General features: G+C 73.3%; 9 protein-coding genes and 1 tRNA gene. 3 read left to right on the forward strand and 7 right to left on the reverse strand.

Features of this window, described 5'->3' with window-relative positions; all coding sequences use genetic code 11:
* Positions 1-62: 62 nt before the first annotated feature.
* The 4 genes from ACZ6X9_RS19580 to ACZ6X9_RS19595 all read right to left on the reverse strand — a co-directional run bounded on the left by ACZ6X9_RS19580 (position 63) and on the right by ACZ6X9_RS19595 (position 4928).
* On the reverse strand, positions 63-863 hold the full coding sequence (locus ACZ6X9_RS19580; protein ID WP_469779260.1) for a cyclase family protein: 801 nt from the start codon (positions 861-863) through the stop codon (positions 63-65).
* On the reverse strand, positions 860-2557 hold the full coding sequence (locus tag ACZ6X9_RS19585) for a class I adenylate-forming enzyme family protein (RefSeq protein WP_469779261.1): 1698 nt from the start codon (positions 2555-2557) through the stop codon (positions 860-862). Before ACZ6X9_RS19585 ends, ACZ6X9_RS19580 begins: the two co-directional genes overlap by 4 nt.
* 77 nt (positions 2558-2634) lie before the next feature.
* On the reverse strand, positions 2635-3870 hold the full coding sequence (locus tag ACZ6X9_RS19590) for a thiolase family protein (RefSeq protein WP_469779262.1): 1236 nt from the start codon (positions 3868-3870) through the stop codon (positions 2635-2637).
* Positions 3867-4928 carry a fumarylacetoacetate hydrolase family protein gene (locus ACZ6X9_RS19595; RefSeq protein WP_469779263.1) on the reverse strand — a complete coding sequence of 354 codons (1062 nt, stop codon included), beginning with the start codon at positions 4926-4928 and terminating at the stop codon, positions 3867-3869. The genes ACZ6X9_RS19590 and ACZ6X9_RS19595 overlap by 4 nt, the downstream gene beginning before the upstream one ends.
* A gap of 343 nt (positions 4929-5271) precedes the next feature.
* Here ACZ6X9_RS19595 and ACZ6X9_RS19600 point away from each other — a divergent pair, with 343 nt between their 5' ends.
* On the forward strand, positions 5272-5874 hold the full coding sequence (locus ACZ6X9_RS19600; RefSeq protein ID WP_469779264.1) for a TetR/AcrR family transcriptional regulator: 603 nt from the start codon (positions 5272-5274) through the stop codon (positions 5872-5874).
* A gap of 190 nt (positions 5875-6064) precedes the next feature.
* On the opposite strand, the gene ACZ6X9_RS19605 is transcribed toward ACZ6X9_RS19600, so the two are convergent.
* A tRNA-Leu gene (locus tag ACZ6X9_RS19605) sits at positions 6065-6147 on the reverse strand.
* 629 nt (positions 6148-6776) lie between these two features.
* Here ACZ6X9_RS19605 and ACZ6X9_RS19610 point away from each other — a divergent pair.
* Positions 6777-7559 carry an ABC transporter ATP-binding protein gene (locus ACZ6X9_RS19610; RefSeq protein WP_223767140.1) on the forward strand — a complete coding sequence of 261 codons (783 nt, stop codon included), beginning with the start codon at positions 6777-6779 and terminating at the stop codon, positions 7557-7559.
* A 130-nt stretch (positions 7560-7689) separates the two neighbouring features.
* Complete coding sequence (locus tag ACZ6X9_RS19615; RefSeq protein WP_469779265.1) at positions 7690-10206, forward strand: ABC transporter permease; 2517 nt, start codon at positions 7690-7692, stop codon at positions 10204-10206.
* 122 nt (positions 10207-10328) lie between these two features.
* On the opposite strand, the gene ACZ6X9_RS19620 is transcribed toward ACZ6X9_RS19615, so the two are convergent.
* On the reverse strand, positions 10329-11639 hold the full coding sequence (locus ACZ6X9_RS19620) for a class I SAM-dependent methyltransferase (protein WP_469779266.1): 1311 nt from the start codon (positions 11637-11639) through the stop codon (positions 10329-10331).
* Between the two features lie 583 nt (positions 11640-12222).
* Positions 12223-13605: an NAD(P)/FAD-dependent oxidoreductase gene (locus ACZ6X9_RS19625; protein ID WP_469779267.1), complete on the reverse strand. Its 1383-nt coding sequence runs from the start codon at positions 13603-13605 to the stop codon at positions 12223-12225.
* Positions 13606-13647: the final 42 nt, after the last annotated feature.

Below are 13647 nucleotides of genomic sequence, written 5' to 3' on the forward strand. Positions count from 1 at the left end.
CTTCCGGACGGGCCGGCCCACCCGGCCCGTCCGGCGTCCGGGGACAGGAAACAGTGGAGGGCTCAGCCCTCCAGGAACGCCACCACCCGCGCCGGCGCCGCACTCGTCCCTGTGAGCTTCAGCGGGAAGAACCCGACCATGAACCCGGTCGCCGGAAGCGCGCCGAGGTTCACCAACTGCTGGACGATGAACGCCTCCTTGTCCTGGATCGCGTAGTGCCCGTCCCAGATGTGCCCGGGATCGCGCGTCTCCTGGAAGGCCCGCCGCATCGCCGGAATGGGCCGGTCCCACCCGATGGCGTCCGTACCCAGAACGGTCGCCCCCAGCCCGGTGAGGTAACGGGTACCCGCCCCCGACATGCCCGGATAGGCGAAGTACTCGGGGTCGCCCAGCCGATAGCGCTCCTGACCGGTCCTGATGAGCACCGCGTCACCCGGCTCGACGTCCCGCCCGGTGGCCGCGATCGCCTGCTTCAGCGCCTCGACCGGAATGGCCTCCCCCGGCTTCGCCCAGGGGCGGACGTCGAGGACCATGCCCGGCCGGTACAGCTCCTCCAGCGAGATGTCGCTCAGCGTCCGGGCCGGCCGGCCCTCGCACATCCGCCCGCTGTGCAGTGGGGCGTCCACGTGCGTCCCGCAGTGGGTGCTGATCTCGTGCATGACCTCCCCGGCCGGGCCCTCGCGCCCGGGAAGGTCGTCGGGGTCGCACCCGAAGGAGGCGACCATGAAGTCCAGGCCCCACTCGTCGTGCGTGTGGTAGTCCATGCGCGGAGCGACCACCAGGGCCAGGTCGGGCATGCTCTCCGGGACGAGTTCGAGGTCACGGGGGTCGATGGGGGAGGTCAGGTCGACGATGCGGCTCATGTCGCGGTACCAGCTCTCGGGTCGTCGGGTCCCGGGGGCCGGCCGATCAGCCCCCGCAGTTCGGTCTTGAGCACCTTTCCGTAGCTGTTCTTCGGCAGCGCGGCCACGAACAGGAAGCGTCGGGGCCGCTTGAAGCGGGCCATGTGGCCGAGGCAGTGGGCCTCCAACGCGGCGGCGAGAACGCCCCCTTCGCCGGGAGCGCCACCGTCGGCCCGTACCACGAAGGCGACGGGCAGTTCGCCCCACTCGGGGTCCGGCGCGCCGACCACCGCGGCCTCGGCCACCGCGGGATGGCGCAGCAGGACTTCTTCCACCTCCCGCGGGTAGATGTTGGAACCCCCGGCGATGACCAGGTCCTTGGCCCGGTCGACGAGGGTGAGGAAGCCGTCCTCGTCCAGCCGGCCCAGGTCGCCGGTGTGCAGCCAGCCGTCGCGCACGGTACGGGCGGTGGCCTCCGGCGCGTTCCAGTAACCGGACATCACGGTGGCCCCGCGGACCAGCACCTCCCCGGTCGCCCCGGCCGGCAGATCCCGCCCGTCCGGGTCCGCCACCCGCACCTCGACGCCGGTGCGCGCCCGGCCGACGCTCGCCAGCCGGCGGCCCAGCGCCTCGGGGTCGTCCCCCGCGTGGTCCTCGGGACGCAGGTGGGTGATGGTGCCGGGCGACTCGCCCTGCCCGTAGCCCTGCCACAGCCGCCCGGGGCCGAAGCGGGCGACGATCCGCTCCAGGTCCTCCCGGTACATCGGCGCGCCGCCGTAAAGGATGCGGTGCACCCGGGGGACGAGCTCGTCGGGCAGCAGGGCGGGATCGAGGAGGCGCCGCAGGATCGTCGGCACCGCGAAGAACGTCACCGGGCCGAACGCCCGCAGCGCCTCGGCCAGGGTGCCGGCGTCCACCGCCCCGCCCCGGGGGAAGACCTGGGCCCGGCCGCGGGCCACGTGGGCGAGGCCGAAGAGGCCGCCGGCGTGTGACATGGGCGCGATGTGCAGCATCGCGGCCTCGACACCGTCCCCGATGTCGGCGAGCGCGCTGTCCGTGGCGGCCCGCAGGTTGCCATGGGTGAGTGTCGCGCCCTTGGGCCGGCCGGTGGTCCCGCTGGTGTAGAACAGCCAGGCGGGCGCGTCGGCCGGGACGTCGACGGGCGGCCGGACGAGGCTGCGGACCGGCGTCCCGCCGCCGGCGGTCTCGGCGAGTTCGTCGGCCGTCACCAGGGCCGCCGGGCCGAGCTCCTGCTCGCTCAGCGGACCGGCGAGTTCGCCGGTGGCGGCGCAGAGCCGTGCGCCGCAATCCTCGACGAGCTGCGCGAACTCCCTCGGGTGAAGGCGGGCGTTCATCGGAACGGCCACCAGCCCCGCCCACCAGACCCCGAACAGCACCTCCGGGTAGAGCGGGGTGTTCCGCATCGCCAGTGCCACCCGGTCGCCGGGACGCAGACCGTGGTCGCGGCACAGCGTCTCGCCGATCGCCGCGGCTCGCTCGGTGAGAGCGCGGTAGTCGCGGAGGATGTCCGCCCCCTCGCACACGGCGGGCGCGTCCGGAACCTCGGCGGCGGCATGGCGCAGCAGGTACGCGACATTGGCGGGCCCGGCCTCCGAAAGCACCTCGCCACGTGGTGCTTCGGCGGCCGCACGGCCGCCCGCCGGCACCCCCACGACGCTCACCGGCCCCACGGCACCCGTAAATCCTCCGCTCATGGGTGCCTCGCCCGCTGTCTCCGTGCCACTCGCCACCGCTTCCCCCTCCCCCGGGCCCCCGTCCGTACCCCCGCCCGTCACAGCCGCCTCCCCGGTGCCTCCAGGACGACCACCGCCGCCGCGGCCTCCTCGAAGCCCAGGAAGCCGCCGCCGTTCTCGGCCACGCCGATCCGGGCGCCGGGGACCTGGCGGTCGCCCGCCTCCCCCCGCAGTTGGGTGACGAGCTCGTGGACCTGGCCGACGCCGGTGGCGCCGACGGGGTGGCCGTTGCTCTCCAGGCCGCCGGAGGTGTTCACCGGCAGCCGGCCGCCGAGGGCCGTCTCGCCGCGCTCGGCGGCCTGCGCGCCCTCCCCGTCCGGGACCAGTCCCAGAGCCTCCACCTGCAACACCTCGCCGATCGCGGTGGCGTCGTGGACCTCCGCGAGCGAGACGTCGGCCGGGCCGGCGCCCGCCCGCTCGTAGGCGGCGGCCGAGGCGAGGCGGGTGATCCGCCGGGCCTCCTCGTCGAGCGTCCGGCCGGTGCCGGAGGCGACGACGCTCGCCCGGATCCGGACCGCCCGGCGGGCGCCGAGCCGGCGGGCCGCGGCGGCCGAGCAGACCAGGGCCGCGGCGGCGCCGTCCCCGATCGGCGCGCACATCGGCTGGGTCAGCGGCGGCACGATCGCCCGCGCGGCGAGCACCTGGTCCACGGTGAGCGCCTCGCGGCGCGCCGCCCGCGGGTTGAGCGCGCCGTGCCGCCGGTTCTTGGCGGTGACGGCGGCGAGCCGGCGCGGCGTGAGACCGGGGTGGCGGCGCCGGTAGTCGGCGGCGAGCGCGGCGTAGACGTCCATGAACACGGAACGCCGGCCCGGCGGTGCCGCCTCGGCGCCCGCCGCCTCGCGCAGGGCCTTGAGCCCCTCCTCCCACCGGGCGACGTCGAGGCCGCCGTGGAAGGCGGCGGCCAGCCGCTCCTCGTCCGCGCCGTACATCTTCTCGACGCCGAGGGCGAGCGCGACGTCCGCTTCCCCGGCCCGCACCGCGGTGGCCGCCAGGTGGACGGCGGCGGTCCCGGAGGCGCAGGCGTTCTCGACGTTGAAGACGGGGACGCCCGCGATCCCCGTGTCCCGCAGCGCCACCTGACCGCGCACCAGGTGCTGCCCCTCCAGGGCGCCCTGGGTGGCGTTGGCGAAGAACACCGCGCCCACGGCGGCCGGTTCGACGCCGGCGTCGGCCAGGCACAGGGCGAGCGCCTCGCCCGCGAGCGCGCCGACGGTCAGGCCGGGGAACCGGCCGTACGCCGTGCGACCGACGCCGAGCACGTACGCGTCGCTCATGACCGGCCCGGAGCCCGGCTCGAAGCCCGGCCCGGACCCTGCCCCCGGTCCTGCGACGCGGGCACGCGCACGGTGTTGCGCAGCACGCCGATGCCCTCGACCTCCAGCTCGACCACGTCCCCGTCCGCCAGGTGCCGCCCGAGGTCGAACCCCGTCCCGGACGGCACGGTTCCGGAACCGATCACCTCCCCGGCGTGCACCTCGCGGTCCCGGCTCAGGTGCACCACGGCGTCCTCGAAGCTGTGCTCCATCCCGTCGGTGGTCCCCCGCGACCACTGCTCGCCGTTGACCCGGGCGGTCATGGTGAGGGAGTACGGGTCGGGGAGCTCGTCGCGGGTCACGATGCACGGGCCCAGGGAGTTGGAGCCGGCGAAGTCCTTGCCCTCGCACGGTCCGACGCCGGCCCGCATCAGGACGGCCTGGAGGTCACGGGCGCTCCAGTCGTTGTAGACGGTGTAGCCGAAGACGTGGGCGGGGGCGTCGGCGGGCTTGACGTCCCGGCCGGTCCGTCCGAGCACAGCGGCGAACTCCAGTTCGAAGTCCAGCTCCCGGGCGCCCGTGGGCGCGGTGATCTCGTCGTCCGGTCCGCTCACGCAGAGGGGGTCGGCCGTGTAGTACATGACGCGCTCGCGGAAGAGCGGACTGAGGTCGAACCTCCCGCTGGCCATCAGCCGCTCGAACGCGGCGGCCGGATCGTCCTCCGTCGCGGCCTGCCGCCGGGCCAGTTCCCGCAGTCCGCTCTCCAGGTGGGCGATGAACAGCCCGCAGTCCCGCAGCCGTACCGGGCGGGGCAGCGGTGCCAGCAGCCGGACCCCGCTCCGGGCGCGAACGGCCTCGCCGGGAGGGCGTTCGCACAGCTCCCGCACCCGGTCGAGGCCCGCCTCACCGGACTCGATCAGGGCCTGGAGCGAGGCGAGCCGGGGGTCGCCGGGGGCGGCGGCGACGAGGTCGAGCACGGCGCCGTCCGCCGCGTCGCCGTCCAGCAGGACGCCGGCGCGGGGGCGGTCCGGCGGGGTCCCGCCGGTGGAATGTGGGGCGGTGAACGTGATCAGGCGCATGACGGCTCCGATCGTGCGGTCGGTGGTCCCGGGCGGAGGAACGGACGCGCGGGGAGGCCCGGGGGTGGCGTGAATCGACCGGCGTGCGGCCGGTGGAGGAGCGGTACGGGGAACGTGCGGCTCGGAACGTGTCCCGCCACTTCTGCGCCGTGAGCCGCCGTACACCAGGGCATTCAAGGTCCCCGGCTCCGCTCACCCGCGAAAACTGGACGGTGGTCCAATCGTTGAACGCTTGGCACAGGCCGTCAAGTGGTGTGCGGTGATTGGTTTTCCGGACACGGGACGGTGAACGAAGGGGTCCGCACCCCTTCGGCCGCGGGGCACCCCGTGGAACAATCACCGTATGACCGGTCGTCGTGAGGAGTCCGCCCGCGAGAGCCGCCGGCGGCTGCTGGAGGCGGCGACCGAACTGGTCGCCGAGGGCGGGCCGCGGGCCGCCTCCGTCCAGGCCGTCGCCGACCGCGCGGGCATCAGCCGGGGATCCGTCGCCTGGCACTTCGGCTCCAAGGAGGGTCTGATCGTCGAGGTGATCGGGCAGGCCTTCCGCAGCGCCGAGGACGCGTACCGCCGACTGCTCCCGGAGACCGGGCCCCTCACCTTCGACGCCCTGCTCGACGCCCACCTGGCGGTGGTGGACGCGCCCTGCGGCCGGGTCTTCGCGACGGTCCTGCCGGAGGTCATGAGCGGTCCCGGGCCGCTGCGCGACGCCTATGTGCGCGGATACGAGGGGACCCGCCGGGCCTGGGTCGGCTACCTGGAACGGATCACGTCCGGCACCCCCGGCCTGCCGGACGCCAAGAGCCTGGCCTCGCTGGTCTTCGGCAGCGGCGTGGGCGTGAACACCCTGCACGGCCTGGACGGCCTGGTGGACCGGGCGGAGGCGTTCGCCGCCCTCAGGACCCTTTTCGAGCTGGCGGGCGGGACGGCACCGGGCACGCGCGACTGACGCGGACCCCGGCCGCGGCACGGGCGTCCCGAAGCGCCGGCGGACGCGGCCGGCCGCCGGACACACCGGACGACGGCACCACCGGGCGCCCGGCCGGCTCCTGGCCGGACGGGGTGGCTCCGGGCGGCCGGAGCGCACCCGTCGCCGGGCACACACGCCCGCCCACAGGCGAACGGTGAACGTGCGGATGTGCCCGGAGCCGGACTCGAACCGGCACGGCCCGAAGGGCCAGCGAGGTTTAAGCTCGCCGTGTCTGCATTCCACCATCCGGGCGGGCCCTCGGGCCACGCGTGCACGGACGCGCGCGCGGGTTCCCTCGAGGAGAACAGGATGAGCCTATCCGGGTGGCGCCCCCCAAACAGCGGAACACTGACCAGAGGTTGTCTTATTTTATGGGCAACTGAGGACCTGTCAGTGCAGCAAAGACGCCATAGGCACATGCCAGCGGCCGATCCATCCCGTTCACCACCCCACCCGGGCACTCTCACGGAATTGTCGCAATCTCGACTCCACGCGGTCCCTCTGCGTCACCACCCCGTAGCGCGGTCTTGACGCGGGCCCGACGGCGTATCGGCGCCGCTCCCGGCGCTCCCGGCGCCTCCCGTACCGGCATGCATGGCCCGGTCAGTCCCGTACCGGCGCCGTCCCGAACGATCCCGTACCGGCGGCGTCCCGAACGGCCCGGTACCGACGCCGTCCCGAACCGCCCCGGACCGGACGATCCCGTTCCGGGACCACCGCCCTCACGCCCCCGCGCACCCTCATACCGAAGGATGACCCCACCCTCCGGCCGTACCTCTGGAGACGGGCCCGGGAACGGGAGCCTGGTCTGATCCGCGCCGGGCAGGCGGACAGGACCATGGAATCACGTCCCGATCCGCGTCCCGACAGGAGTGTCCCCCGTGACCACCAGCCCCTACGGCGCCCCGACCGCCGTCCGTACCGCCGAGGTGGCGGCCCGTGCCACGGATCTCACCAAGGTCTACGGCCAGGGCGAGACCCAGGTGGTCGCCCTGGACGCCGTCTCCGTGGACTTCCGCAGGGCCGAGTTCACGGCGATCATGGGGCCGTCGGGTTCGGGCAAGTCCACGCTGATGCACTGCATGGCCGGGCTGGACACGGTCTCCGGCGGCTCCGCCCGCATCGGGGACACCGAGCTCACCGCGCTCAACGACAAGAAGCTGACCCAGTTGCGCCGGGACAAGATCGGCTTCATCTTCCAGGCGTTCAACCTGCTGCCCACGCTCAACGCCCTGGAGAACATCACGCTGCCGATGGACATCGCCGGCCGCAAGCCCGACCGGCAGTGGCTCGACACCGTCGTGGACACCGTCGGCCTCTCCGGCCGGCTCAAGCACCGCCCGAACCAGCTCTCCGGCGGCCAGCAGCAGCGCGTCGCCGTCGCCCGCGCCCTCGCCGGCCGCCCCGAGATCATGTTCGCCGACGAGCCGACCGGCAACCTCGACTCCCGCTCCGGCGCCGAGGTCCTGGGCTTCCTCCGCAACTCCGTACGCGAGCTGGGCCAGACCGTCGTCATGGTCACCCACGACCCGGTGGCCGCCTCCTACGCCAACCGCGTCGTCTTCCTCGCCGACGGCCGCATCGTCGACGAGATGTACGAGCCGACCGCCGACGCCGTCCTGGACCGCATGAAGGCGTTCGACGCCAAGGGCCGGACGAGCTGACCGACCGGCGGCCGAAGGCCGACAGGCCGCCGGGCCACTCGCCCCCGGCCACTCGCCCCCGGCCACTCGCCCGCCCGGCCGCCGGAAACCGACGTCAGCCGGCCAGACCACCGACCCCCAGGACCCCCCTGTGTTCCGTACCGCACTGCGCAACGTCCTCGCGCACAAAGCCCGGTTGCTGATGACCGTCCTCGCCGTGATGCTCGGCGTGGCCTTCGTCTCCGGCACCCTCGTCTTCACCTCCACCTTCTCCGAAGCCCTCCAGAGCAGCAGCCAGAAGGGCTACACCGGCATCGACGTCGCCGTCCGCCCGCACCAGGAGGACGACGACAAGGGCGATCCCGGCGGGCCCCCGCTGCTGTCCCAGGGGCTGCTGGACAAGGCCGCGAAGGTGCCCGGCGCCGCCTCGGCCACCGGCAGCGTCGACGGCCAGGCGTACCTCGCCGACCGGAACGGCGACCTGGTGGGCCAGGGCTTCACCCGGGCCGGCTCCAACTACTTCCCCGGCGAGGACGGCAAGGACGCCCGCTACCCGCTGACGTCCGGCCGGGCTCCGCAGCGCGCCGGCGAGATCGCCGTCGACGCCAAGACCGCCGACCGCGCGGGCTTCAAGGTCGGCGACACCGTCCGGATGTCCGTCCGGGGCCCGGTCCTCACCGAGAAGATCACCGGTGTCTTCACCACCGACAAGGGCCAGGTGACGGCCGGCGGCACGCTCACCCTCTTCGACACCGCCACCGCCCAGAAGCTGTTCGCCAAGCCCGGCCGGTTCCACGAGATCGACGTCAAGGCCGCCCCCGGCACCTCCCAGGACCACCTGAAGGCCGCGGTCGACAGGATCCTGCCGCGCGAGGCCGAGGCCACCACCGGCCAGAAGCTCGCCGACGACGAGGCGGAGATGATCGCCCAGGGCATGAGCGGCGTGAAGACCGGCCTGCTGGTCTTCGCCGGGATAGCCCTGTTCGTCGGCGTCTTCATCATCGCCAACACCTTCACCATGCTGGTCGCCCAGCGCACCAAGGAACTGGCCCTGCTCCGCGCCGTCGGCGCCAGCCGCCGCCAGGTGACCCGCTCGGTGCTCGTCGAGGCGTTCGTCGTGGGCGCGGTCGCGGCCGTCGCCGGACTGCTGGCCGGCATCGGCATCGGCGCCGGGATCCGGGCCCTGCTGCCCGCGGACGCCATGCCGGACGGCCCGCTCGTCATCCCCCCGTCGGCGATCGTCTCCTCCCTGGCCGTCGGCATCCTCGTGACCATGCTCGCCGCCTGGCTCCCGGGCCGGCGGGCCGCGAAGATCCCGCCGGTGGCCGCGATGAACAGCGTCCACGCGGTGGCCACCACCAAGTCCCTGGTGGTCCGCAACACCATCGGCGCGCTCCTCAGTGCCGCCGGTGCCGCCGTGTCCGTCACCGCGGGCGACGAGACGGCCCTCGGCCTCGGCGCCGGCCTGCTGCTCATCGGTGTCTTCGTGCTGACGCCGCTGCTCTCCCGTCCGCTGATCGCCGCCGTCGGGCCGGTGCTGCGCCGCTTCGGGATGCCCGGCAAGCTCGCCGGGCAGAACGCCGTCCGCAACCCGCGCCGTACCGCCGCGACCGCCACCGCGCTGATGATCGGCCTCACTCTGATCACCGGCCTCACGGTCATCGGCACCAGCGTCCAGAAGGCCGTCGACAAGATGGCGGCCGACTCACTGAAGGCCGACTTCGTCGTCGCCATGGCCGGCGGCAGCGACCTCTCCCCCGACGTGGCGAAGAAGCTCGCCGCCCAGCCCGGCGTCACCGCCGCGAGCGCCCTGCGCGCGTCGCCGGCCCGCATCGACGGGGACAACGAGACCCTGGTCGGTGTGGCGCCCGGGAGCATCGCCAAGCTCACCCGGCTCGACTTCACCTCCGGCTCCTACACCTCGCTGTCCCAGCGGGGCCGGGTGATCGTGGACGACTCGACGGCCAAGAGCCACCACTGGAAGGCCGGTTCGTCCTTCGACGTCACCTACGAGGACGGCAAGAAGGGCCGGCTGACGGTCGGCGGGATCTACCAGGGCAACGAGATGCTCAAGGGGATCATGGTCGACCACCGGACCGTCACCCCGCACATGTCCGAGGTCGCCGACCGGCAGGTGCTGGTCAAGACCGACACGGGGGCGACCGCCGGCGCCAAGAAGGCGCTGCGCAAGGCCGTCGGCGACAACCCGGCCGTCCAGTTCAAGACCAAGGACGACATCTCCCGCGAGTTCGCGTCTTTGATCGACATGATGCTGAACGTCCTCTACGGCCTGCTCGCCATGGCGGTGATCGTGGCGGTGCTGGGTGTCGTCAACACCCTCGCGATGTCCGTCTTCGAGCGCCAGCAGGAGATCGGGATGCTGCGGGCCATCGGTCTGGACCGCGCCGGCATCAAGCGGATGGTCCGGCTGGAGTCGCTGGTCATCTCGCTCTTCGGCGGGGTGCTGGGCATCGTTCTCGGCGTCTTCTTCGGCTGGGCCGCGGGAGAGCAGATCGCCGACAGCCTGGCCACCTACGAGCTGACCCTGCCGTGGGACCGGATGGGACTGTTCCTGCTGCTGGCCGCCGCGGTCGGCGTGCTGGCGGCGCTCTGGCCGGCCCGCCGGGCGGCCCGGCTGAACATGCTCTCCGCCATCAAGGCCGACTGACGGCCCCGGCCGCCGGGAGGGGCCGCCGGCCGGCAGGCCGACCGCCAGGAGGGCCGACCGCCAGGAGGGCCGACCGCCAGGAGGGCCCGGTTCCGCTACGGAACCGGGCCCTCCGGCCGTTGTCAGGACCGCCACTCCCGGGTGCGCAGCGGCAGCCCCGGATCACCGGATCCGGGAGTCCGCACGGCCAGCACCTGGTTGACGCCGATCCGGTTGCGCTCGAACGCCAGCGCCGAGGCGGCCATGTAGAGCCGCCACACCCGGGCGCGCCCCGGCGAGGTCAGCCGCACGGCCTCGCCCCAGCGCGCCTCCAGGTTGGCCACCCACCGCCGCAGCGTCAGCGCGTAGTGCTCGCGCAGCGCCTCGACGTCCCGGACCTCGAACCCGGCCTCCTCCAACTGGGCCACCGTCCGTCCGACGGGCGCCAGTTCGCCGTCGGGGAAGACGTAGCGGTCGATGAACTCGTCGACCCGGTACGCCTCCTCGTCCTTCAGCGGCCGGCGGGCGATCTGGTGGTTGAGCAGCCGGCCGCCGGGCCGCAGCAGCGCGTACAGATCGGCGGCGTACTCGGCGTAGCGCTCGCGGCCGACGTGTTCGGCCATGCCGATGGAGGAGATCGCGTCGAAGGGCCCGTCGGAGATCTCGCGGTAGTCCTGGACGCGGATCTCCACCCGGTCCGTCAGTCCGGCCTCGGCGATCCGCTTGCGGGCGTAACCCGCCTGCTCCTCGGAGAGGGTGATGCCGACGGCGGTCACCCCGTACTCGCGGGCGGCGTGCAGCACCATCGAGCCCCAGCCGCAGCCGACGTCGAGCAGGCGCGCGCCGGGGGCCAGGCCCAGCTTGCGGCAGACCAGGTCGAGCTTGGCGCGCTGGGCGTCCTCCAGGGTGCCCTCGGGCTCCCAGTAGGCGCACGAGTAGACCATCGAGGGGCCGAGGACGAGTTCATAGAAGGCGTTGCCGACGTCGTAGTGGTGGCTGATGGCCTGCTTGTCGCGGCGGAGGCTGTGCAGCCGGCCGGACGTCCCGCGGGCCTCCTCCGGAGGCGGGGCGGGGGGCGTCCAGGGGCCGGCGAGGCGGAGCAGCTCCCGGCCGGCGGCCCGCAGCCGCGGGTCCCGCACGGTGTCCAGGGCGGACCTGAGCCGGCCGCCGCGGGCGGGCTCCTCGCCGCGCTCCCAGATGGACTCGGCGAGCAGGTCGAGGGCCGCGTAGAGATCACCCTCGACGTCCAGGTCCCCGGCCACCCACGCCCGGGCCAGACCGAGCTCGCCCGGCTTCCAGAGCAGGCGGCGGAGGGCACGGCGGTTGCGGACGACGAGCACCGGCGCACCGGGCGGACCCGCCTCGCTGCGGTCCCAGGCGCGGAGCCGGACCGGGAGCGGCGCCCCCAGTACCCGTTCCGCGAGGTCGGCGAGCCGTCGGGCGGCCTGGGCCATGTCGCACACCTCCATGATGCAGCGTCAGGAGTCAGCTTCGACGAAATAGGTTCATCTGACACCTAAACACCGGCGAGCCGTGCTGTAGTCCTTCCCAACGGGAGTGCGTCACCTTCGTACCGGGGGAGGGAAATCGCCACGACGGCCGAGCAGGGGGTGCTCTCGGGGGCGCAGGGGGGCGGTGGGGTACCCGGGGCCGGCGGGCGGAGGTCGACCGGCGCACGAGGGGGGGAGGGCGGCGCGCGCGATGGGGCGTGCGATGCGGCGTGCGACGGGTGGCCCGCGTACGGGAGTGGCGGGCACGCGTGGGGCGAGGCGGGGCGTGCGAGGGATGGCCCACGTACGGGAGTCGCGGGCACGTCTGGGGCGGAGAGGGACGGCCCGGGGGCGCGGGGCAGCGCACGGAGGGCGGCCGGATCGCGACGCGGCGCGCTCGGGACCGGGGTGCGCTCGGGTGCCCGGGGGGGCACGTGGCACGCCCGGGTGACCGGCGCATGCGGGAGGGCACGCCGAAGGGCGCCCACCCCACGGATTTGGTGGACGCCCTTGTGCGGATGCCGTGCGTGGTCCGCCGGCGGTCGACTCAGCCGGCCTTGGCCTTCTGGGTCGGGACCGCGTCGGCCGGCTGCGGAGCGGGCTTGGCGGCCTCGTAGAACTCCTCGCGGGGGTTCTCCATGGCGCCGAGCGAGACGACCTCACGCTTGAGGAACATGCCCAGCGTCCAGTCGGCGAAGATGCGGATCTTCCGGTTCCAGGTCGGCATGGCCAGACCGTGGTAGCCGCGGTGCATGTACCAGGCGAGACGACCCTTGAGCTTGATCTTCATCTTGCCCATGACGATCATCGCGACGCCCTTGTGCAGGCCGAGACCGGCGACCGCACCCTTGTTGGCGTGGCTGTACTCCTTCTGCGGGAAGCCCCGCATGCCGGAGACCACGTTGTCGCCGAGGACCTTGGCCTGGCGCAGCGCGTGCTGGGCGTTGGGCGGGCACCAGGCGTTCTCGTTGCCCGCCTTGCGGCCGACGAGGTCCGGGACCTGGGCGTTGTCGCCCGCGGCCCAGATGTAGTCGGTGCCCTGCACCTGGAGGGTCGCCTGGGTGTCCACGTGGCCGCGCGGACCGAGCGGCAGGCCGAAGCGGGCCAGCGCCGGGTTGGGCTTGACGCCCGCCGTCCACACGATCGTGTTGGCGTCGACCTCGAGGCCGTTCTTGAGCACGACGTGACCGTCGACGCAGGAGTCCATGGACGTCGAGAGGTGGATCTCCACCCCGCGGCTCTCCAGGTGCTCCTTGCCGTACTGGCCGAGCTTGGGGCCGACCTCGGGGAGGATCTTGTCGGCGGCGTCGACCAGGATGAAGCGCATGTCCTCGCGCTTCACGTTCCGGTAGTGCTTGGCCGCGTCGCGGGCCATGTCCTCGACCTCGCCGATCGTCTCGGCGCCGGCGAAGCCGCCGCCGACGAAGACGAAGGTGAGCGCCTTGCGGCGGATCTCCTCGTCGGTGGTCGAGTCGGCCTTGTCCAACTGCTCGAGGACGTGGTTGCGCAGGCCGATGGCCTCCTCGATGCCCTTCATGCCGATGCCGTTCTCGGCGAGGCCGGGGATCGGGAAGGTACGGGAGACCGCGCCCATCGCGATGACCAGGTAGTCGAAGGGCAGCTCGTACGCCTCGCCCACCAGCGGGGCGATCGTGGCGACCTTGCGGTCCTGGTCGATGGTGGTGACGCGGCCGGTGAGGACCTCCGCCTTGGGGAGCACACGTCGCAGCGGCACCACGACGTGACGCGGCGAGATGCTGCCGGCCGCTGCTTCGGGGAGGAAAGGCTGGTACGTCATGTACGAGCGCGGGTCGACGACCGTGACGGTCGCCTCGCCGTACCGCATCTTCTTCAGGATGCGACGCGCCGCATACAGGCCGACGTACCCACCGCCTACTACGAGGATCCGTGGACGCTCCGTGGTGCTCATGATTCGAGTATCCAGCACACCCCGAAGGGGTGCTCGTGCGCC

It is taken from the genome of Streptomyces sp. NPDC052910, assembly GCF_055585605.1.

Excerpts from the sequence above, each read along its gene's own strand:
- ACZ6X9_RS19585 (WP_469779261.1), bottom strand. The coding sequence starts at position 2,557 with ATGAGCGGAGGATTTACGGGTGCCGTGGGGCCGGTGAGCGTCGTGGGG.
- ACZ6X9_RS19620 (WP_469779266.1), bottom strand. The coding sequence starts at position 11,639 with ATGGCCCAGGCCGCCCGACGGCTCGCCGACCTCGCGGAACGGGTACTG.
- ACZ6X9_RS19580 (WP_469779260.1), bottom strand. The coding sequence starts at position 863 with ATGAGCCGCATCGTCGACCTGACCTCCCCCATCGACCCCCGTGACCTC.
- ACZ6X9_RS19625 (WP_469779267.1), bottom strand. The coding sequence starts at position 13,605 with ATGAGCACCACGGAGCGTCCACGGATCCTCGTAGTAGGCGGTGGGTAC.
- ACZ6X9_RS19590 (WP_469779262.1), bottom strand. The coding sequence starts at position 3,870 with ATGAGCGACGCGTACGTGCTCGGCGTCGGTCGCACGGCGTACGGCCGG.
- ACZ6X9_RS19600 (WP_469779264.1), top strand. The coding sequence starts at position 5,272 with ATGACCGGTCGTCGTGAGGAGTCCGCCCGCGAGAGCCGCCGGCGGCTG.
- ACZ6X9_RS19595 (WP_469779263.1), bottom strand. The coding sequence starts at position 4,928 with ATGCGCCTGATCACGTTCACCGCCCCACATTCCACCGGCGGGACCCCG.